The sequence below is a fragment of the Mucilaginibacter sp. P2_A5 genome, assembly GCF_056404995.1.
Genome location: NZ_JBFUCY010000007.1, coordinates 67,005 through 89,104, shown reverse-complemented (window position 1 = coordinate 89,104; position 22,100 = coordinate 67,005). Strand labels below are relative to the sequence as shown.

The following is a 22,100-nucleotide window of genomic DNA, read 5'->3' as shown; positions in this document are numbered from 1 at the left end:
CATCTGAAATCTGCATATCTGCACATCTACTACTTCTGCCTGAAACCATCGCCTATAAAACTGAGCGCATTGGTGATGCCTGTGCGCCAGTAAGTCCAGTTGTGTGCGCCATCGCGCATCCTGAATTCATGTGGCACTTTCTTTTCTGTCAGGGCTATGTGCAGCATACTGTTGCCTATGGTTAAAAAGTCATCATCGCCGCAATCAATCCAGTAGCGCACTTTGCTCAATTCGTCTGTAGTTTTAGTTTGCACCAAGTTTAAAACCGAATTAGTCTGCCATGTAGCGCTCAGGCGGTCTTTACCCTTTAAGCCACGGCCAAATAGCTGGCCAAAAACGTTTTCATAATTATTATCTGGCTGGTTAACCAACTGATCGTCGGGGAAAACAGCCGCACTCAACGCCGCTGCGGCCGAAAACAGCTGCGGGTATTTAATAGCGTAAATCAGGGTACCATAACCACCCATGGATAGGCCGGCAACGCCGCGGTATTGTCTTTCGGTTTTTATGCGATAGGCCTGCTCAACATGGGGTATGAATTCTTTGATAAAAAAATCCTCGTATTTTTCTTTGCCATCGTACGAGTTAATGTACCAGCTGGTACCGCCATCGGGCATTACAATAATCATTGGCGGAATGGTACCATCTAAAATGGCCTGATCGGCAAAGCGGTTAACCTCGCCAAATTGCAACCAGCCGGTGTTATCGTCAGAGTATCCGTGTAAAAGGTATACCACAGGGTAAGTGCGGTTTGCCGTTTCATAATCGGCAGGCAGGTAAATGGTATATTTAACGTTGCGTTTTAAAATTTTGCTTTTAACGGTTTGCTCTTCTATTACTTTACCCTGCTGTGCAAATACGGTACCCGTACTTAACAACAAGCACAATAACAAGCACGTTTTAACTGTATTTTTCATATGTCCTGATTTGACTTGGTAGCTATTAAATTAAAAAGTAAGCGGTTTACCTTGTTGGGGGTAAATTAAATTTAATTGTAATTTGTTTTCAACTTTAAGTTCCGCTTTTATTTTGGCGATGCTGCTTGCCGGCGGTTTTAAATGGGTAACAACAATATTTAATCCTTTTATAGCGTCACTGCCTGTCAGGGCAGCCAGCTTATCCATTTCGGCCATCAGCCAATGTGGTGTAAGGTGGCCAAATAATGTTTTATCTGGTTGCTCGCTTGGGAACGAAACCTCAATCATAATGGCTTTTAATTGTTTGTTTTTAACCAGGGGGGCAACAGCTTCCCAAAGCTTTTGCAGGTTGGTGCTTTTTTCAACAGCATCGGGGCCGGTATCGCCTAAATACAAAATATAAGCCTCATTGCTGTGTACCAAAAAGGCAGTACTGGTGAGGTTTGAATGGCTCAGCGGGAATGCCTGCACTTTTAACGAGGTGTTTTCTATAGCCACCTCGTTGCCAGGCTCAAGTGGTTTGTAATGAAACTTTTTTAAAGCGGGGTTTTCTCCCTCATCGGCAAAGTTGGCCCAGCTTGCCCAGGTAAAGTAGTGGGTTTTGAATGTTTCGAGCGTACTTTGCAGGCCGTAAATATTTTTAGTGCTGTCCTCGGGCGAGTTAATGACCAGGCCCGCAAGATGATCAAGGTGGGCGTGCGAAATGAAATATCCTTTGATGTATTGCCTTAATACTTTTTCCTGCGAAACATGGAAAGTCTTGTTTTCGATGGCTTTTTTTATGCCATAGTGCAGCGTGCCGGCATCTAAGCATATATAATTGTTACTGCCGCTTGCTGCCAGCATGTAGGCCGATAGGTTACTTTCATCAATGCCCCCCAGCACGCCCAACGGCACCAGCCTGAATGAGCGCGCGGGTTTAACTTGTGCCATTACTAAAAAAGGCATCAGTGCGCATAAAATAACACTTAAAGCAAGGTGTTTGCGAATCATTAAAGGTAGATTTTCAATTGCAGTATAGCACAATTGTTATGCCGCTAAATTAATGATATAGCCATGAATTAAACAAAAATAAAAGCTGTTTTAAAAATGGTACCTGTTGGCGATGCACCGCTCGCAAAAGAATTTTTTTATTGGTAGCCAAAACAGGAAGGTTTTGATAAAAAGTCCACGCTTTCGCCTGGTGTTGAGTACTTCCTTGCACTTTTTGCACCTGTAAACAGGGCGCTGGTTAAGAGGGACAATTTGCATTATTTAATAGGGGTATTTTTATAATGCAAATCTAAAATAAATACATGAAAGGGATGTTTTTTTAGGATAATAATTAACGTTCGAATTAATATTTACTCTGTTTTCATCTCTTTTGCAGCTTTTTTACTATATTCATAGTCGCCTCCTAATAGGTAACCCCAGGGTTTAAGGCTTTCAATACGATCAAATATGATTTTGAAAATAGCAATAACCGGGATAGAAAGAAACATGCCCGAAAGCCCCCATATCATTTCGCCAAGGATAATGCCGATAAACGAGATCAGGGCGTTCAGCCTCACCTTTGAGCCCACAATGGTTGGCAGCAAAAAATTAGCATCTACAGCATGTATTACAATTACGCTAACGGCCACGGTAACAGTTTTGCCGATATTGCCGGTAGCAAAAGTGATGATTGTGCTTAATAACAATGCTGTGAAAATACCAATATAGGGGATGATATTAAATAGCCCTACAATGATGCCCAATAACGCCGCGTACTTAATACCGACTAACAGGAAAGCGGTAATAGCTACACTGGCCACTATAAACATTTCCAACAGCAGCCCCAGTATATATTGCCTCATGATAGATTGAACATTTACTACTATATCCATCACTACCTCAGAGTTTTCGTCCCGGAATACCCAGATGATAAACCGGAGAAGAAGCCGCCGGTAAAGCAAAATAAAAAACGTGAAAATCATGATAAATACATAAAATATCATGAGCGATGAGATTGCGCCGAAAGCAGTGCTTACCACATCGGTTCCCGATTCCATTATTTTTTTGGAGGCATCATCTACATATTTTAGTTGTTTGGCCGCGTTGATATGAAATGCCGATTGCACCCAACTTTGCAAATCATGAATTGATTGCGAAACCTGGCTTTTAAGCATTGGCCAATCGTTGGCAAGGTTTGATATTTGGGAGCCTACCAGGTATAGTATACCGCCAACCAGGGCCACCAACAAAAGGATAGATACCAGTGACGACATGCTGCGCGGCAGGCGCAGTTTTTTTTCCAGATAGTTGGAAACCGGCAGTAGCAGGATCGCAAATATAAATCCGAAGATTAATGGGTCGAGGATATCTTTGCCTACGACGATGAGGTAGCCAAGGGCAAGAAAACCCAGCAGGGTAAGCGCAAGTCGTTCATAAAAAGGGGCTATATTTTTTTTTGCCGGCATAGGGTAGATGATTATCAGATACCTTATAATATAAGGCGGTATCCGAGGTTTGAAGATACAAAAATATTGGTCAACAAAAGTTATCCTTTTGTTTTGCGATGGCTTGCTATAAATTTACATCGACCTTTAAAAGATGAAACTTGCCAAGGTGATCGTTGTAAACGGGTGAGCCCGTTTACAACATTTTTTACTCATCCTCGGCAAACGTAAGCACATAATTGTTATTATCCTTAATCGAAAACTCAGTAGCCCCGTAAAAAGTAGTTTCTAAGCCTTTCAAAACAGGCACCAGATCTTTTACTGATTCAAAAAATGCCCGGATGTTTTTAAGTTTGATATACAGCAGCATCGACGCCCCATCCTGCCGGCTGATATCCGGAAGTTCTTCGCCCAGGCTGGCCATGGTTTGAAACATCATGGTAACATTGCCTTTGGCCATCATGGCCCAAACCAGGTCGGTACCGGTTTCGGGTACGGTTACTACCAGTTCAAAACCCAGCAGGTGATAAAATTTGATAGTTTCGTTAACATCCTTCACAAAAATATTGGGCGATAAGCTTTCCATGGTTTTTAATTAAGCTGTAAAAGTTGAAATAAATGCCGCGATAAAAATAAATATTTATATTGAAAATGCTAAATAATTTAGTAAAATTGTCAAAAATCAATAATTCAGTAAATCACTAATTCAATAATTAAAAAAGTGGGAAAACTTGTAGAAGAATTTGACGGCTATCGTACTAAAATGAACGATAGGATTATGGAAACTGCTAACACCAATATCAAACGTTTTTTCGCGCTGGATACCACCAGTTATGCTGAAGGAGCACTTGATGTAAAAACCAAAGAAATGCTTGGCCTGGTTGCAAGCATGGTATTGCGCTGCGATGATTGCATTAAATACCACCTGGGTAAATGCCACGAGGCCGGCATTAACAGTGACGAAATGAACGAGATATTTATGATAGCCAATTTGGTAGGCGGATCGATAGTTATACCTCATTACCGACGCGCGGTAGAGTATTGGGACGAGTTAAATGAGGCTTAGCAAGTTTCGGGTTGGATAAGAAAATTAATGGGGTGATTTTTAACCGTGCGTAGTTGAGGGTTATAAAATCTTGTGGTCGCCGACGGGGTAAAATGAAAATGTCAAACTATGTCATTGCGAGGAACGAAGCAATCGCGAACTATGCAAATCCGCCCTGTAAAGTTGCGATTGTTATGTGACCATTTGTGTCGGCAGGAAGGGCAAATTCAGAATTATAGCGGGGATTGTGATTGTTGGTAATGTGTTGTTTTTTAGTGCAATAAAAATGATAGACAGGCGTATAATGTTAGTAAAAACCTAATCTTATGTATCAATCAAAATCCCGCCGCGAACTGCTTTATGTTGACATGTTTCCGATGTTCAATCTGTTATTGATTGTATTGATGTTTCTATTAATTTATGGCAGGCCTTTGCCCCGAAGCCCTATTGATATTAATTTACCCGTTGGTCATTCATTTAATACTGGGGACCCTGACGCTGATTTTGGAACCATATTAGTTGGAGAAAACAAGGTGATGTTTGGGCTCGAATCTGCGGGTGTTCGCGAAGACGCGTTAAAACAAATGGCCAAAATTTATGATGTTCCTTTTTCAACGAATGAGATAGCTAAGTTTGGCAAAACTGACTTTATCGGTACCCCGCTGAACTCACTAAAAAAATATATTACCAACTACTACAATTTTACCGACTATCGTACCCAACCAGGTTTATTGCCCGATATAGCATGTGATGACGAGTTATTCAATTGGATAAGATGCTCAAGAAAGGCAACATTGAGGCAACACAACGCCCAAATGCGTATCGCTATTACGGCTGATGGCGAAACCCCTTACCCGGTTATTAAGAAAATTATAAGTGTATTGCACAAGCAGCACGTAAATAAATTCACCATAGTATATTCTTTTATATGGCAAAAATGAACGAAAGCTCCAAAGACTTAATCCGTTGCAGCTGGGCCGGAACCGACCCCTTATACAACAAATACCACGACGAAGAGTGGGGCAAAGAAGTACATGACGACAAAACGCTCTTCGAATTCCTGATCCTCGAATCTGCCCAGGCTGGTTTAAGCTGGATAACTATTTTGCGCAGGCGCGATGGGTATCGTAACGCTTTTGCCAATTTTGATGTACACAAAGTAGCCGCCTTTACCGACGAGGATGTAGAGCGTTTAATGCAGGATACCGGTATTATCCGCAACCGGTTAAAAATATTGGCAGCTATCAACAATGCCAAACTATTCATAGGCATACAACAGGAATTTGGCTCGTTTGATAAATACCTGTATAGCTTTATGCCGGATGGCAAGCCAATTATCAACCATCACCATAAAATCCCCGCCAGTACGCCCGAATCGGATGCTATCAGTAAGGATATGAAAAAGCGGGGCTTCAAATTCTTTGGCACCACCATTTGTTATGCCCACATGCAGGCAACGGGCATGGTGAATGATCATATACCGGAGTGCAGTTTCAAGTAAACACGAATTGTCACGAATGGTGCCGAATTTCACGAATTTTTATAAGTACGAATTATCGCTGATTTAATCGAATTTCACGAATTTTTATGAGCACGAATTATCGCCGATTCAATCAAATTGTACTAATTATAATCGGCACGAAATATCATGGATTTAATTCTATTTTTGCATAAAGCCATTGCAAGTAATTCGTGAAATTCGAATAAATTAGTACAATTCGTGTTTAATAAATTCGTGCAATTAGTGTGTATAATATATGAAAAAACTATTTCTTTTGGATGGCATGGCCCTTATTTACCGGGCGCATTTTGCTTTGAGTAAAAGTCCGCGTTTTACCTCGGGCGGGATGAATACATCGGCGGTAATGGGCTTTACCAATACCCTGCTGGATGTGTTGAAAAAAGAAAAGCCAACCCATATGGCCGTGGTGTTTGATACCGAAGCGCCAACCGAACGCCATACCGATTACGAACATTATAAAGCCCACCGCGAGGCTATGCCCGAAGATTTATCAAAGGCATTACCCTATGTAGTGAAGCTAATACTGGGTTTTAACATCCCGGTAATAACATCAGATGGTTACGAGGCCGATGATATTATAGGCACCCTGGCCAAAAAGGCCGAGCAAAAGGGCTACCAGGTTTATTGCATGACGCCTGATAAAGATTTCGCGCAGCTGGTATCAGATAACATCCGCATTTACAAACCGGCCCGTATGGGTAACGAGATGGAGATTTTGGGCGTGAAAGAAGTGCTGGAAAAATGGGAGATAGAAAGGGTTGAACAGGTTATAGATATTTTGGGCCTTTGGGGCGATGCGGTAGATAATATTCCCGGCATCCCCGGTATAGGCGAAAAAACCGCCAAATCGCTCATCAAACAATACGGCTCGATGGAAAACATCATTGCCCATAGCCACGAATTGAAAGGTAAGCAACGTGAGAATGTAGAGAACTTTGCCGAGCAGGGTTTATTATCCAAAAAACTGGCCACCATAATATTAGATGTCCCGGTTGAACTGGATGAGGCTGGCCTGGAAATATGTGCGCCAAGCAAGGAATTGTTAGAACCGCTTTTTGCCGAACTGGAGTTCCGTACCCTTGGCAGGCGTGTTTTCGGCGATGATTTTACCATCACCGAATTTAAATCGGCCGGTACCCAAACCGACCTCTTTGGTTCTCCGGTTGAAGAACGACGTACTACGATGACCGTAGATGTGGAAGATATCCGCGAAGACTTTGTAACAGCATCTAAAAATATAGATAACGTACCGCACGAATACCACCTGGCCGATACGGTTGAAAAACGCGCCGAACTGATTGCTATCCTTGAAAAACAGGAAAGCTTTTGCTTTGATACTGAAACCACCGGTACTGATGCAAATTATTGCGAATTGGTTGGCCTGTCGTTTTCTATAAAAGCAGGCGAGGCCTGGTATGTGCCGGTGCCCGAAGACCAGGAAGCGGTTAAAGCCATAGTTAACGAGTTTAAACCGGTGCTGGAAAATGAAAGTATCGGCAAAACAGGGCAAAACATTAAGTTTGATATCCTGATACTGAAATGGTACGATGTACAGGTTAAAGGCAAGCTGTTTGATACCATGATGGCGCATTATATTATCGACCCGGATACCCGCCACGGCATGGATATTCTGTCCGAAAATTACCTGGGCTACAAGCCGGTTTCCATCACCTCGCTTATTGGCCCCAAGGGTAAAAACCAGGGCAGCATGCGCGATGTGGAGATAGAAAAAATAAAAGAATATGCCGCAGAGGACGCCGACATTACCCTGCAATTAAAATCAGTATTCGAACCGAAATTAAAAGAAGTAGAAAGCGAAAAGCTGATTCACGAGATAGAGCATCCGTTGATTTACGTACTGGCCGACATTGAATTTGAAGGCGTGAAAATAGACCACTTCACACTGGGCGAATTCAGTAAAGAACTGGAGACTGATATTAGTAAACTGGAAAAAACCGTATATGAAAAAGCGGGAGTAAGGTTCAACATCGCATCGCCAAAACAGTTGGGCGAAGTATTGTTTGAAAAACTGATGCTTGACCCTAAAGCAAAAAAAACCAAAACCGGCCAATATCAAACCGGCGAAGATGTGCTGCTTTCGTTAGCCGCCAAAAGCGATATTGTAAGGGATATATTAGATTTCAGGCAGTTGCAAAAACTCAAATCAACTTATGTTGACGCTTTGCCAACTATGGTGAACAGTAAAACGGGCAGGGTGCATACGTCATACAACCAGGCGGTAGCTGCTACCGGGCGGTTGAGCAGTGTTAACCCCAACCTGCAAAATATCCCTATCCGTACCGAGCGCGGCCGGGAGGTGCGTAAAGCCTTTATCCCCAGAAATGCGGGCCACAGCATTGTATCTGCCGATTATTCGCAGATAGAATTGCGCATTATAGCCGAGATCAGTAAAGACCCCAATATGATGCAGGCCTTTGTTGATAACCTGGATATCCACACCGCCACAGCCGCAAACGTTTATGGTGTTGGCCTTGACCAGGTAACCAGCGAGCAGCGCCGCAACGCAAAAGCGGTTAACTTTGGTATTATTTACGGGCAATCGGCCTTTGGTTTATCACAAAGTTTAGGCATCCCGCGTAACGAGGCTGCGGATATTATTGAGCAGTACTTTGCCCAGTTTCCTGGTATTAAACAATACATGAGCGATACCATGAACTTTGCCCGCGAAAATGGCTATGTATGTACGTTGATGGGCCGCCGCCGCTACCTGCGCGATATCAATTCGGCCAATGCGACAGTGCGTGGTTTTGCCGAGCGAAATGCCATCAATGCCCCCATACAAGGTTCGGCAGCAGATATGATCAAGATAGCCATGATCAACATCCACCGCGAATTTATAAACCAGAAACTGGACGCCCGCATGACCATGCAAGTGCATGATGAGTTGGTGTTTGATGTACCTCATGACGAAATTGAAATTGTAAAACCTATTATTATGCATCATATGAAAAATGCCATCAAAACTACCGTGCCTATTATGGTAGAGATTGGTACGGGGTTGAATTGGCTGGAGGCGCATTGATAATGACAATTTATGTCATTGCGAGCGATAGCGTGGCAATCTCATCGCGTGCATAGCGGATTTGCATGGTTCGCGATTGCTTCGTTCCTCGCAATGACATTTTTTGTATTAATGAGAAAATGGTCTGCTTTTATCATCAAAAAGCGACCTTAGTGTGCCCAATCTCATTCAGCCTCTCCATTCTTTTGGTACTCTTTTATACCAATCTATCAATATAAACATCAAAACTTTAATAACATTTTTACAATCTTCTCTGTAAATTTCAAAAACTATATTAATGATTATAGGTTTCTCTTTTGGTAATCTTTCCTTAAATTGAGCCAATAAAACCTGAATGAAAATATTCCATTTGAGTGCCGAATGTTACCCCGTTGCCAAAGTTGGCGGCCTTGCAGATGTTGTTGGCGCACTGCCTAAATATCAAAACCTGGCAGGCTTGCAGGCAGCAGTTGTAATGCCCTATTACGATAGAAAGTTTACGCAGGAAAACGAATTTGATGTTGTTTTTACCGCGGTAACTTTGTTAAACACCCGCCGCCTTTACTTTGAGATTTTAAAAGAAAAAACCGATAAGCTGGGTTTTGAGTTATTTTTAGTCCGCATACCCGGATTGCTTGACAGGGAAAATGTATACAGCTATCCCGACGAACGGGAGCAGTTTATTGCTTTCCAGTTGGCTTTTTTAGATTGGATAAGCTACTCACAGCAAACACCAGATATCATCCACTGTCATGATCATCACTCGGGCTTGGTGCCCTTCCTGCTTTATCATTCCAAACTGTATAAACGGCTGGCTAATGTGCCTACGGTGTTTACCATACATAATGGTCAGTATCATGGCGCTTTTGGTTGGGAGCATTTTCAATACCTGCCCGAGGTTGACCCTGCTTCAACAGGCTTGCTTGATTGGGCCGGCGGTATAAACCCGCTGGCCGCGGCTGTAAAATGTAGCTGGCTCTATACCACGGTTTCGCCAACTTATTTGCGCGAGCTTACTATTAACTCCAATGGGTTGGAATACCTTTTTTATATTGAAAGAGCGAAAGGGCATGGTATCATCAATGGTATTGACACCGAAGTGTGGAATCCCTTGAAAGATCCTATGATACCGAGCCATTTTAATATTAAAACACTGGCGAAGGGAAAGCAATTAAATAAAGAAGTACTTTGTACCCGTTTTGGGTTAGATGCCTCGAAGCCTTTATTTACCTTCATCGGCCGGCTGGTGATTGAAAAGGGTGCCGACCTGCTGCCAGAAGCCATCGACCGTACGCTGGCGCAATATGGCGATGAGGTTAACTTTTTTATCCTTGGCTCGGGCGACAAAGATATGGAACTGGCCTTACTTGAACTTAAGGCCAAATATCCCGGCAGGTGCAATGTATTTATCGGGTATGACGAAGGCCTGGCGCACGTGGTTTATGCGGGTGCCGATTTCCTGATGATGCCATCGCGTGTAGAGCCATGCGGGCTTAACCAGCTGTATTCCTTGCGTTATGGCACCATGCCACTGGTACGCAGTACGGGCGGCTTAATCGACTCGGTAATTGATTTTGGCGACGAAGGAGGCTACGGCATCCGGTTTAACCAGGTTTCGGTAGATGATATTTGCCACGCCATAAATCGTGCTGCCGCGCTTTACCAAAACCAGCCACAATTACAAATATTACGCAAACGCATGATGGCCCTCGATTTTTCGTGGGACAGATCGGCCAAAGAATATATAAACCTTTATGAAAGTTTAAACCCTCTGATATGACATCTAAAGTAATTTCAATTGTGCTTGGCGGTGGCCAGGGCAGTCGTTTATCGCCCCTTACTGCAACACGTTCAAAACCGGCTGTGCCAATTGCCGGTAAGTACCGTTTGGTTGATATTCCCATTTCCAATTGCCTGCACTCGGGTATTACACGTATTTATGTGTTAACGCAGTTTAACTCGGCTTCGTTAAACAAACACATTAAAAACACTTATCACTTTAGCAGCTTTAGCGATGCTTTTGTTGATATTTTGGCGGCAGAGCAAACCCCGTCAAGCGTATCATGGTTTCAGGGTACGGCCGATGCGGTACGGCAAAGTTTACACCACCTGGCTGTACATGAGTTTGAGTATGTATTGATCCTATCGGGCGACCAATTGTACCAGATGGATTTTGATGATATGATAACCAAGCATATTGACGCCGGTGCCGAAATTTCTATCGCTACTATCCCGGTTGACGCCGCTGATGTACCGGGATTTGGTATTTTGAAAGCGGACGATGACAGCATGGTTACAGCATTTATTGAAAAGCCAAAATCGAACTTTGAAAGCTGGGCATCGGATGTAAGCGACGAGATGAAAGCCGAAGGCAGGGTTTACCTGGCATCAATGGGTATTTACATTTTTAACCGCAAACTGCTGTATGAATTGCTGGAAGGCAATGACCGTACTGATTTTGGCAAAGAAATTATCCCGCAATCTATAGTTAATCATAAGGTTTTGAGCTACCAGTATGAGGGCTACTGGACAGATATTGGTACCATCCCATCGTTTTTTGATGCTAACCTGGGCCTTACCGACGAGATACCTAAGTTTAACCTTTTTGGCGAAAACCATATTTATACCCGTGCGCGCATGCTGCCTCCATCAAAGGTATCCGGCACTACATTAAATAAATCGATTATCGCAGACGGTTGTATTATCAGCGCTAAAACAATTACCCGCTCTATCATTGGTATCCGCACCCGGATAGGAGTTGATACCGAAATTGAAAACTGCTATGTAATGGGTAGCGATAACTACCAAACGCTTGAGCAAATTGCCGAACTGAAATTGAGCGACTCGCCAATTATGGGTATAGGCGACAGGGTAAAGATAAAAAATGCCATCATTGATAAAAATACCTACATAGGCGACGATGTGAGCATCAACTGCGGCGAATTGCTGGCCGATGGCGATTACGGCACGCATACTGTGCAGGATGGTATTGTAGTTGTTAAAAAACGCGCGATTATTCCTAACGGCACCGTTATTTAATTAAACGAAATAAAAAACAATCTATAGTTAATTTGTTATTGGTAGTATAAAAAACTATAAAACAGAAAAACTATGAAAAAAGCACTTTGTATGATTGCTTTAGCAGCAATCTCTTTCGGAAGCGTTTTTGCATTTGCCGGTGAAGCAACGGTAAAAACTACGCATGGTATTATGCAAACAGATACTACAAAGAAAAAAATGAAGAAGAAAAAAATGAAGAAGGATTCGACAATGAAAAAAGACACGATGAAAATGAAGAAGTAACCTTCAACAGCAAAAAAATAAGCCTCCTGAGTATTTCGGGAGGCTTTTTTGTTTATTGTTTTTATGCTATACGAGTTATAAAGCCGCGGATTCTGAAAGGGAAATGACATTCAAGAATAAAAGATTGTTATCCAGAGTAGTAAAATCCGCGGATTCTGAAGGGAGAATGACATCGGTTAATCCCCAATGTCATGCCGAACTTGTTTCGGCACCCCACATGCTAAGTGTACTTCATGTGGACCACCTGTCCTGTGGGATCCTGATCCGTTAGCTAACGGACGGGATGACTTCCGTTTTTCAACATGTCATGGGTAGCAACGAAGTATCTATTCGCGAACTTTTCTATCCGTCATGCACAGCTGATAGACCCTTCGTGCCTACCCATAACATGTTGTAGATTATGGAAGTTGAAGTTTTAATTACTAAGTCCTTCGTCGGCTTTTCATTTCCCCTTCAGAATTTCGCGAAATTTTATCACTTATAATGACAGGCTTTTATTTCTGAATGCACTGAACATTTTCAAATCCTCAAATCCTCAAATTTTCAAATAATTCATCTGCACATCTTCCGGCTTATATAATCCCCATCCTGTTGGAGTCGAATTTGATGAGCACGAAGAGCAGGATGGTAAAGCTTAATAATGATGAGCCGCCGTAACTGATAAATGGCAGTGGGATACCAATAACCGGTACTATTCCTATTGTCATGCCGATATTGATCACAACGTGGAAAAAGAGCACAGAGGCCACGCCATAGCCATAGATACGCGAAAATGGCGATCGCTGTCGCTCGGCGAGAAAAATAACCCGGAGGATAAGGAAAATATAGAGGCCTAATAATACAACTGATCCGGCGAAGCCCCACTCTTCGCCTATGGTGCAAAAAATGAAATCTGTGCTTTGCTCGGGTACAAATGAGTATTTGGTTTGGGTGCCATGCAAATAGCCCTTACCCCACATTTTGCCAGAGCCTATAGCTATTTTTGATTGGTTTACGTTGTATCCTTTGCCCCGTAAATCGGTAGTGATGCCCAAAATGATATTGATACGATCTGTTTGGTGCGGTTTTAAAACGTTGGTGTAAATAAATTTTACACTAAACACAAAGGTGATGGAGATAGCAAGGCCTATCAGCATAGTGCTGATGAGCTTGCGGTTACGCCTGAACAAAAAGATAACCAGGGCGGTAAATGCCACCAATGCAATAATAATATGCAATGGATTAAACAACAGGGCCACCACAAAAAGCGTAATTAGCAAACCGGATACGATCAGGAAATAAGGGGATAAACCCTCCCGGTACAGTACAAAAATAAGCGAACAAAACACCAATGTAGAGCCTGTATCCGGCTGCAACATAATCAGTATCATAGGCAGGCCGATAATAGCGGCCGCCGCCATAAACGATTTGGGATCGGTAACGCGGATATTGGGCCCGCTCAGGTACCGGGCCAATAACAGGCACGTTGCAAATTTGGCAAACTCCGATGGCTGCAGCCTGAAGCCCCCGCCAAGGTTTATCCAGGCCTGGTTACCGCCAACATTCCGGCCAACAATCAGTACAACTATTAACAAAAGCACTGTTACGGCATAAAAAGCCGGGGATAGGGCGCTAAAAAAGCGGCTCTCTAACAGTAAAATAACCATGCCAACCGCCACGGCCATTATAATGTATACAAATTGCTTACCGTAATTGGTTGCCCCATCAATTATGCTGGGGTGCCTTTCATCAAACACTGCGGCATGGATATTAAACCAGCCTATGGCGCACAGGATAAGGTATAGGAACACCGTTACCCAATCAACATTAAAAAAGAAACTCCGTTGATTATTATTGTGGTTGTTCATGCTATTTGCCAGCCCCCCTGCCTGCTAATAAACTGCCCCAGCTACCCTGTTTGTTATTGTTTACCGTTTTTACCCCGGTGGCTTTTTTTATCGAATCGGACTTGAATTTTTTTATTGAATCGGTCTTGAATTTTTTTATCGAATCGGCCCTCGCAGCCCGGATGCTATCGCGCATCCGCTCTTTCTTAAGGTCCATCGCGTAAAGGTTCAAATCGGGCAGGCGGTTTGCATTGGCAAAATAATCAACCGTGATACCCGATTCGCGCGGGGTTATTTTGCCCCTTAAATATTTTTCGACAATAAAACTGGCAATTGGTGCAGCCCAGTGTGCGCCCTCGCCCGAGTTTTCTACAACAACGGCAATAGCTATTTTAGGGTTTTCGCGGGGTGCAAAAGCCACAAATACCGAGTTAGCTTCGCCACGGGGGTTTTGCGCTGTACCTGTTTTACCACACATGATAATGCCCGGAATTTTTGATCGCCTGGCTGTGCCATCTTCCACCACGGCCTGCATCCCGTTAATAACGGGCTCAAAATATTGCGAATCTATCCCGACGTAATTTCTTTTGGTATACTCGTCCTTAATTACATTTTCGGTACCAATGGCTTTAATCAGGTGCGGCTTGTAAAAAAAGCCATGGTTGGCTATGGCACATTCCAGGTTGGCCATTTGTAATGGGGTTGCTAATAACTCGCCCTGGCCTATGGCTAAAGAAATGATGGTGCTGGCACGCCAGCCGCCCTTTTTATAAATATTGTCGTAATGCAGGGGAGTTGGTACGTTGCCCCGGCTTTCAGCCGGCATGTCAAGATCAAGCCTTGTGCCCAGGCCAAATTTCATTACATTGGCCCGCCAGTTAGTAAACGCAGCTTCGGTATATTTTGTCCCGCTGCGTTCCAGGATGCGTTGAAACACCATCGAAAAATAACCATTGCAGGATTCGGCTACTGCCCTGCCCATGTTAACGCTGCCGTGGGCTTCGCCATTGTTACACGGTACCAGGCGGTTGCCGGCCCTGTAATGCCCGGTACAATAGTATGTTTCAGCAGGTGAGATGATGTTTTCCTGCAAGGCTATCAAAGCACTCAGAGGTTTGAATGATGAGCCTGGCGGATACTGCGCCTGTATGGGCCTGATGAAAAACGGCTTATACGGATTGTTATACATTTTAGCAGCGTTGTTACCGCGCTCGCGGCCAACCATCAGGTTAGGATCATAGCCCGGGCTGCTTACGTAAGCCAGGATCTCGCCGGTGGACGGCTCAATGGCCACAATACTGCCAAGCTTATTTTGCATCAGTTTTTCGCCCAGCTTTTGTAATTCGATATCTAATGACGAGGTTAAGCGTTCGCCTGTACGGGGAATGGTATCAAAAGCGCCGTTGGCAAATGAGCCTTTTTGTATCCCCCGCGAATCTACCATCATGTTTTTTACGCCGCGCTGCCCGCGCAACACGGTTTCATATGCTTTTTCGACACCGGTAACACCGATATAATCGCCCAGGCGGTAATAGCCGTTTGATCGCTTGATGTCACGGTCCTGCGCCTCGCCGATATAACCTAAAAACTGCGCCGCAACCGAATCTGGATAAGCGCGTACAGTACGTGACAATGCATAAAAGCCGGTAAAGTCGTTTATTTTTTCCTGTATAGAGGCAAACCGTTGGGCCGATATTTGTTTTTCAAATTGCGAATCTTTATTGGGCGAATATTTGATGGCTTTTATCCAGCGTTTGTCGAAGCCTGCCTTATCAATACCAAGCAGGTTACAAAACGCAATGGTATCAAAAGGTTTTACATCTTTTGGGACAACCATAATATCAAAGGTAGGTACGTTTTGCACCAGTATTTTGCCATTCCTGTCTAAGATGGGGCCGCGGGCGGGGTATTGAATAAAACTGCGGATCACGTTTTTGGTAGCGTAGATGGCGTAACGGTCATCAACTATCTGGATATAGTAAAGCCTGGCTAGCAGCGTGAAAATTATGGCAACAAAAATACCCGTGATAACGTAGCGACGCTCAAAAAAACTATTCATTTACGTTCTTTCCTTTTGAAAAATAACAGGCCCGAAACAAGTATCAAAAATACCGTAAATATTGAACTCAAAACAACACGGCTTAGTGTGTATTGTATTTCAGAAAACTTGAATACTTCAAGGCTTAGCAGGAAAAAATGATGTGCTAAAGTGAGTATTACCGCATAGGTAAAAAACCACCTGAAGCCCATAATGCTCAGGGTGGGTTCGGGCTCATTATCAAAGCCGTCTTTTTGCACTGTTATATTGATAAAAAGGATGCGCACCAGGGCAAGCACCACACAGGCGGCGGCGTGCAGGCCGGGAGTATCGTAAAATGCATCTACCGTAAGGCCTAATATAAATGATAATATAAACAGCAGCGCATTCGGTGTCTCGAACGGAAGCAGCAATATAAACAGAATATAAAAGTATGGGGTAGACAGGTTATAAAAGGTAATATTTTTAAGCAGGAATGCCTGCATAAAAACCAATAGAAAAAAGCGGATGATATTGACGATAATAGTACGGGCCATTATTTAACTTCCAGGGCCTCCAGTCCCGCTTGTTCCTGTGCGTATTTGTTAACTACTACGTATATATACTGCAGTTTGCTAAAATCAACCGAAAGACCAACCTCTACATTAAGTAGTAAGCCGCCTTCTTTAGCATGCAGGTTAGTTACCTTGCCAAAAGGGATCCCGGTAGGGAAAAGCGAATAGCCCGATGTAACTACCATCTCGCCCAGGACGGGTTTGGCGTCGTTTTGCAGGCTCAGCAAGCCTTTATGCGGATTCAAATCATTCCCCCAGATAAATGAGCCTACAGATTTATCGTTTATAAGCATAGCGCTAAACTGGCTTTTTGAGTGCAGCAATGATTTTACGCTGGCGTAATGATCTGAAACGGCGGCCACCATACCTACAACGCCGGCGCCGCAAATTACACCCATATCTTTGGTTATGCCATCCCTGCTGCCCTTGTTTATGGTGATGTAATTGTTGGATTGATTGGTTGAGTTATTAATAACCCTTGCTACCAGGTAAGTATACTGCTGCTTGTACACCGTATCAACCACTTTATGCTTTTCGGTTGTATCAATATAAAATGATGTTTTAAGCATTCCCCGTAACCTGGCATTTTCACGTGCAAGACTGTCGTTCACATCTTTTAAAGATAAATATCCCTTAAACTCGTTTACCTGCCCGTATAAACTGCCGGTAACCTGGTTTTGCGAATTGATAAAAGTAGCTTTTTGAAAAGAGTTGTATTTGATATAGATAAGCAAAGCGCTCACCTCAAAAATCAGGAATAAAAAAAACGCGTTATACTTAGTGATAAATATCAAGAGGTTACGCATCGGCTTTATTAATTAGTGAATTAGTGAATGACTGAATTATTGAATTGAAAAAGCAATTAAAAATCACTAATTCACTAACTCAATAATTCAGTCATTGACCTACTATTGCATTAAAAATTTAAAATTACCAATATTTTTTAGGGCGGTTCCTGTGCCACGTACTACGGCGCGCAACGGATCTTCGGCTACGTGAACTGGCAGTTTGGTTTTGGCTGCCACACGTTTATCAAGGCCGCGCAATAGGGCGCCACCACCGGTCAGGTAAATACCAGTCTGGTAAATATCTGCCGAAAGCTCGGGCGGGGTAATTTCCAGCGCTTTTAATATCGCTTCTTCTATTTTGGAGATAGATTTATCAAGACAATGCGCAATTTCGGTATACGATACCATAATCTGTTTTGGCACGCCGGTCATCAAATCACGGCCTTGTACTGCAAAATCAGCAGGTGGATCTGCCAGTTCTGGCAGTGCGGCGCCAACTTCAATTTTAATTTTTTCGGCAGTACGGTCGCCAATCATGATATTGTGCTGCCTGCGGATGTATTGTACAATGTCCGAGTCGAAGTTATCACCCGCTACGCGGATAGATTGATCGCAAACAATACCTGATAAAGCGATAACCGCAATTTCGGTAGTACCACCGCCAATATCGATGATCATGTTACCCATAGGCTCTTCCACATCAATACCAATACCTACCGCAGCAGCCATTGGCTCATGTATCAGGTAAACCTCTTTGGCGCCTGCAATTTCGGCCGAGTCGCGCACCGCGCGTTTCTCTACCTCGGTAATACCCGATGGGATACAGATAACCATACGTAACGATGGGAAGAACCATCCTTTACCCTGGTTTATCATTTTGATCATACCGCGTATCATGTGTTCGGCAGCGTTAAAGTCGGCAATTACACCATCTTTAAGCGGGCGAACGGTACGGATATTATCATGTGTTTTACCTTCCATTTGCATGGCCTGGCGCCCAATGGCAATAACCTTGTTGGTAGTCCTGTCGAACGCCACGATGGACGGTTCGTCAACAACAACTTTATCATTATGTATAATGAGGGTATTGGCAGTACCCAAATCGATAGCAATTTCCTGTGTAAAAAAGTTAAATAAACCCATCTAATGTTTCCCTTGAAATAATCTGCAAAGTTTATAAAAATACGCTTAATAAAATTACATACTTGCAATTAAAAGCGTTAAAAATTAATATTTATTGTTTGCGTGGGTTGATTAAGTTGGATTGGGTTGATTAGGTTGATTGAGTTGTCATACTCGCACTTGTTTTTTTAAACCACTCACTTAATCCAACTCAATCAACCCAATCAACTCAAGCTTTAATGCTTAAAATGACGCACCCCTGTAGTCACCATCGAGATGTTCTTTTCATCGCACATGGCTACAGAAAGCTTATCGTTTATCGATCCGCCCGGTTGTAATACGGCAGTAATGCCTGCTTCGGCAGCAAGTTCCACGCAATCAGGAAAAGGGAAAAACGCGTCGGATGCCATAACAGCACCGTTCAGATCAAAACCAAAGCTTTGAGCTTTAATAACGGCCTGCCTTAAAGAATCAACCCTTGAAGTTTGTCCAACACCGCTTGACATTAGCTGGTTGTTTTTAGCAAATACAATGGTGTTTGATTTGGTATGTTTCACCACCTTGTTGGCAAAAAACAAATCTTTCAATTCCTGCTCGGTTGGTTTGCGGTTGGTAACCGGGGTCATTTGGGCCGGGCCTTCAATCACGGCGTCTTTATCCTGCTCGATAACGCCGTTCAGCAAAGTTTTAAATTGCTTAACCGGTAATTCAACAGGCTGGCGGACCAAAATAATGCGGTTCTTTTTAGCCTGTAATATTTGTACAGCTTCGTCTGTATAGGCAGGTGCAATCAGCACTTCGTAAAATATCTTGTCAATCTCAGTCGCGGTTGCCGCATCAATTTCGTCGTTAGCGATAATTACACCGCCAAAAGCCGAAACCGGGTCGCATGCCAAAGCATCAATCCAGGCCTCTATAATGAACGAGCGCGAAGCAATACCGCAGGCGTTGGTGTGTTTTAATATAGCGATGGTTGGCTCGCCGGTAAATTCATCAATCAACGCAACTGCTGCATCAACATCAACCAGGTTGTTGTAGGAAAGTTCTTTACCGTTTAGTTTGTTGAACATAGCATCCAGGTTACCGTAAAATGTACCTTGCTGATGCGGATTTTCGCCGTAACGTAATACCTGGCTTTTTTGGATACTTTGTTTAAATACCGGCAACGGCTCTTCCTGGTTAAAATACTGGAAAATGTGCGTATCGTAGTTTGAAGTAATGTTGAATGCTTTTTGCGCGAATGATTTACGCTGATCGATAGTGGTAACGCCATCCTGTGTTTTCAGGATGTCTTCCAGTATGCCGTAGTCGTCTTTTGAAGCAACTATGGTTACATCTTTAAAGTTTTTAGCACCGGCGCGGATAAGGGAAATACCGCCGATATCGATCTTTTCAATCACATCTGCAGCGCTCGCGCCGGATTGAACAGTTTCTTCAAACGGATAAAGATCTACGATAACCAAATCCAGTTCAGGGATTTCGTATTCGGCCAGTTGTTTCTCATCGCTATCAAAGCTACGGCGGGCCAAAATGCCACCAAATACCTTAGGGTGCAGGGTTTTAACACGGCCACCTAATATAGACGGGTACGAGGTAAGATCCTCAACAGGTATCACATTTACCCCTAAATTGCGGATAAAAGTTTCGGTACCACCGGTTGAATATATATTAACACCAAGGCGATTTAACTCGAGAATTATAGGCTCTAAGTTGTCTTTGTAGTAAACAGAAATTAAAGCGTTTTTTATTTGAACAGACTGGCTCATTTACAGTGATTTTTTGAGCCGCAAAGGTAGTGAATTAGTATCAAGTAGTTAGCATAAAAATAGTATTAAGTAGCTAGTATCAAGTATCAAGACAAAAGAAAAAATGTCGTGCAAAATTACTGATTCAGCTAGCACCTGAAAGAATGTATTTTGCTATCCCAATACGCAGCTTTAGTGGTTAAATATATCCAACGTAAACTCAAAAAAAAATCTTGATACTTGATACTGACTACTTGATACTAAAAACGGCTTTTCCAACTTTCACACTAAATAACTAACTTCACCGCCCGAAATAGTACATAAATGAAATTATTAGAAGGAAAAACCGCACTTATCACCGGTGCATCAAAAGGAATAGGCCGCAAAATAGCCGAAAAATTTGCCGAGCACGGCGCTAATGTAGCTTTTACTTACCTGTCGTCTGTTGAAAAAGGCCAGGCTTTAGAGCAGGAATTGCAAAGCTTTGGTACACAGGTTAAAGGCTATCGCTCCGATGCCTCAAAATACGACGAAGCCGAAAAATTGATAGCCGATATTATTGCCGATTTTGGCACCCTTCATATTGTGGTTAACAACGCCGGTATCACCAAAGATGGTTTACTGATGCGCATGACCGAGGAAGCATGGGACGAAGTGATGAACGTTAACCTTAAATCTATCTTCAACGTAACCAAAGCCGCATCAAAAATCATGATGAAAAACCGCAACGGTGTATTCATCAACATGAGTTCGGTTGTGGGTGTACAGGGTAATGCCGGGCAGGGTAACTATGCCGCTTCAAAAGCGGGTATCATTGGTTTCTCCAAATCAATGGCCAAAGAATTAGGTTCACGCAATATCCGTACCAACGTTGTGGCTCCTGGTTTTATCAAAACAGAAATGACCGAGGTATTAGACCCTAAAGTGGTTGAAGGCTGGGCAGCGGCAATCCCGCTTAAACGCGCCGGCGCAACTGAAGACGTAGCCAATGCCTGCGTTTTCCTGGCATCGGATATGGCAACCTACATCACCGGGCAGGTAATTCCTGTTGATGGAGGGATGCTTTAGTATTAAGTCAAAATTCAAAAGTAAAAATTCAAAAAGCTCTTGCGCAGGCAAAAAAAGCGGCAAGAGACTTACGAAGTTTTAAAAACTTCGTAAGTCTGGGGTTCGAAGATAGCAAACGGATGATTACGATAGATATTTTAACAAGGCAGGCATTTAGCTTGCCTTGTTTGTTTTTATCCTGGTCATACAATTTGGTGATAAAAAATCAGTTACTTTAATATCAACCAATATTACTTAAACCGTGAAAATAATCCTGCTTACTTTACTCATATGCTTTGCTTTTGGAGACAGCCACGCCCAAAGTAAAAGGGTGGTGGCGCATAAGAAGGTAATTCCAATATCACAGTGGCACATCTACGAATCTGTTGAAGAAATGCCAATGCCAGCAGGTGGATTAGACAAACTTATTAGTGCAATTGCCAAGAACCTGCATTATCCCGATAGCTGTGAATCACCCGGCGGAAGGGTAATTATTACCTTTGTTGTCGAGGCAGACGGAATAATTGATAACGAAACCGTTGTAAGAGATCCCTGCGGTAAAGATCATTTACTTTCGAACGGGCTGTTTGCTAAAGTCAAAAAAATAAAGTGGACGCCTGGCAAAATGAAGGGAAAACCTGTTGCGGTAAGATATTCATTACCAATATTCATCTGTTTAGCCCGTGACGATTAATTTACCTCAATTCAGCTTATTTTCTGATATTGCACCATAACGTAAAACGTGCAACGTAAT

The 22,100-nt window shown here is 43.0% G+C and carries 19 protein-coding genes; 9 read left to right on the top strand and 10 right to left on the bottom strand.

Annotated features, from left to right (window positions below):
- Window positions 1-29: 29 nt before the first annotated feature.
- The 4 genes from AC1DXF_RS07905 to AC1DXF_RS07890 all read right to left on the bottom strand — a co-directional run bounded on the left by AC1DXF_RS07905 (window position 30) and on the right by AC1DXF_RS07890 (window position 3,920).
- Complete coding sequence (locus AC1DXF_RS07905) at window positions 30-917, bottom strand: alpha/beta hydrolase (RefSeq protein ID WP_477447763.1); 888 nt, start codon at window positions 915-917, stop codon at window positions 30-32.
- Between the two features lie 30 nt (window positions 918-947).
- Window positions 948-1,910, bottom strand: a complete 963-nt coding sequence (locus tag AC1DXF_RS07900) for an MBL fold metallo-hydrolase (protein ID WP_477447762.1) — start codon at window positions 1,908-1,910, stop codon at window positions 948-950.
- Window positions 1,911-2,260: 350 nt separating this feature from the next.
- Window positions 2,261-3,355 carry an AI-2E family transporter gene (locus tag AC1DXF_RS07895; RefSeq protein WP_477447761.1) on the bottom strand — a complete coding sequence of 365 codons (1,095 nt, stop codon included), beginning with the start codon at window positions 3,353-3,355 and terminating at the stop codon, window positions 2,261-2,263.
- Between the two features lie 187 nt (window positions 3,356-3,542).
- A complete protein-coding gene (locus AC1DXF_RS07890; protein WP_477447760.1) occupies window positions 3,543-3,920 on the bottom strand; it encodes a VOC family protein in 378 nt (125 codons plus the stop codon).
- A gap of 135 nt (window positions 3,921-4,055) precedes the next feature.
- Between AC1DXF_RS07890 and AC1DXF_RS07885 the strand changes: the two genes are divergently transcribed.
- The 7 genes from AC1DXF_RS07885 (at window position 4,056) to AC1DXF_RS07855 (ending at window position 12,226) form a co-directional block, all read left to right on the top strand.
- On the top strand, window positions 4,056-4,400 hold the full coding sequence (locus tag AC1DXF_RS07885; protein WP_477447759.1) for a carboxymuconolactone decarboxylase family protein: 345 nt from the start codon (window positions 4,056-4,058) through the stop codon (window positions 4,398-4,400).
- A gap of 305 nt (window positions 4,401-4,705) precedes the next feature.
- Window positions 4,706-5,320, top strand: a complete 615-nt coding sequence (locus AC1DXF_RS07880) for a biopolymer transporter ExbD (RefSeq protein ID WP_477447758.1) — start codon at window positions 4,706-4,708, stop codon at window positions 5,318-5,320.
- Window positions 5,317-5,880, top strand: a complete 564-nt coding sequence (locus AC1DXF_RS07875) for a DNA-3-methyladenine glycosylase I (RefSeq protein ID WP_477447757.1) — start codon at window positions 5,317-5,319, stop codon at window positions 5,878-5,880. Before AC1DXF_RS07880 ends, AC1DXF_RS07875 begins: the two co-directional genes overlap by 4 nt.
- 256 nt (window positions 5,881-6,136) lie before the next feature.
- A complete protein-coding gene (gene polA / locus AC1DXF_RS07870; RefSeq protein WP_477447756.1) occupies window positions 6,137-8,944 on the top strand; it encodes a DNA polymerase I in 2,808 nt (935 codons plus the stop codon).
- 334 nt (window positions 8,945-9,278) lie between these two features.
- Window positions 9,279-10,703, top strand: a complete 1,425-nt coding sequence (locus AC1DXF_RS07865) for a glycogen synthase (RefSeq protein WP_477447755.1) — start codon at window positions 9,279-9,281, stop codon at window positions 10,701-10,703.
- On the top strand, window positions 10,700-11,962 hold the full coding sequence (locus AC1DXF_RS07860) for a glucose-1-phosphate adenylyltransferase (RefSeq protein WP_477447754.1): 1,263 nt from the start codon (window positions 10,700-10,702) through the stop codon (window positions 11,960-11,962). Before AC1DXF_RS07865 ends, AC1DXF_RS07860 begins: the two co-directional genes overlap by 4 nt.
- Before the next feature lie 72 nt (window positions 11,963-12,034).
- A complete protein-coding gene (locus AC1DXF_RS07855) occupies window positions 12,035-12,226 on the top strand; it encodes a hypothetical protein (protein WP_477447753.1) in 192 nt (63 codons plus the stop codon).
- Between the two features lie 572 nt (window positions 12,227-12,798).
- Here AC1DXF_RS07855 and rodA read toward each other — a convergent pair.
- The 6 genes from rodA to purH all read right to left on the bottom strand — a co-directional run bounded on the left by rodA (window position 12,799) and on the right by purH (window position 20,320).
- Window positions 12,799-14,073: a rod shape-determining protein RodA gene (rodA, locus tag AC1DXF_RS07850; RefSeq protein ID WP_477447752.1), complete on the bottom strand. Its 1,275-nt coding sequence runs from the start codon at window positions 14,071-14,073 to the stop codon at window positions 12,799-12,801.
- Between the two features lies 1 nt (window position 14,074).
- A complete protein-coding gene (gene mrdA / locus AC1DXF_RS07845; RefSeq protein ID WP_477447751.1) occupies window positions 14,075-16,111 on the bottom strand; it encodes a penicillin-binding protein 2 in 2,037 nt (678 codons plus the stop codon).
- Window positions 16,108-16,626, bottom strand: a complete 519-nt coding sequence (locus AC1DXF_RS07840; RefSeq protein WP_477447750.1) for a rod shape-determining protein MreD — start codon at window positions 16,624-16,626, stop codon at window positions 16,108-16,110. Before AC1DXF_RS07840 ends, mrdA begins: the two co-directional genes overlap by 4 nt.
- Window positions 16,626-17,450, bottom strand: coding sequence for a rod shape-determining protein MreC (gene mreC / locus AC1DXF_RS07835; RefSeq protein ID WP_477447749.1), 825 nt, complete (start codon window positions 17,448-17,450; stop codon window positions 16,626-16,628). Before mreC ends, AC1DXF_RS07840 begins: the two co-directional genes overlap by 1 nt.
- 102 nt (window positions 17,451-17,552) lie before the next feature.
- On the bottom strand, window positions 17,553-18,575 hold the full coding sequence (locus AC1DXF_RS07830; protein WP_090651245.1) for a rod shape-determining protein: 1,023 nt from the start codon (window positions 18,573-18,575) through the stop codon (window positions 17,553-17,555).
- A gap of 215 nt (window positions 18,576-18,790) precedes the next feature.
- Window positions 18,791-20,320, bottom strand: coding sequence for a bifunctional phosphoribosylaminoimidazolecarboxamide formyltransferase/IMP cyclohydrolase (gene purH, locus AC1DXF_RS07825; protein WP_477447748.1), 1,530 nt, complete (start codon window positions 20,318-20,320; stop codon window positions 18,791-18,793).
- A gap of 303 nt (window positions 20,321-20,623) precedes the next feature.
- Between purH and fabG the strand changes: the two genes are divergently transcribed.
- Together fabG and AC1DXF_RS07815 are read left to right on the top strand one after the other, a co-directional pair.
- Window positions 20,624-21,367 carry a 3-oxoacyl-[acyl-carrier-protein] reductase gene (gene fabG / locus AC1DXF_RS07820; protein WP_090651241.1) on the top strand — a complete coding sequence of 248 codons (744 nt, stop codon included), beginning with the start codon at window positions 20,624-20,626 and terminating at the stop codon, window positions 21,365-21,367.
- A gap of 241 nt (window positions 21,368-21,608) precedes the next feature.
- Window positions 21,609-22,040, top strand: a complete 432-nt coding sequence (locus AC1DXF_RS07815) for an energy transducer TonB (RefSeq protein ID WP_477447747.1) — start codon at window positions 21,609-21,611, stop codon at window positions 22,038-22,040.
- Window positions 22,041-22,100: the final 60 nt, after the last annotated feature.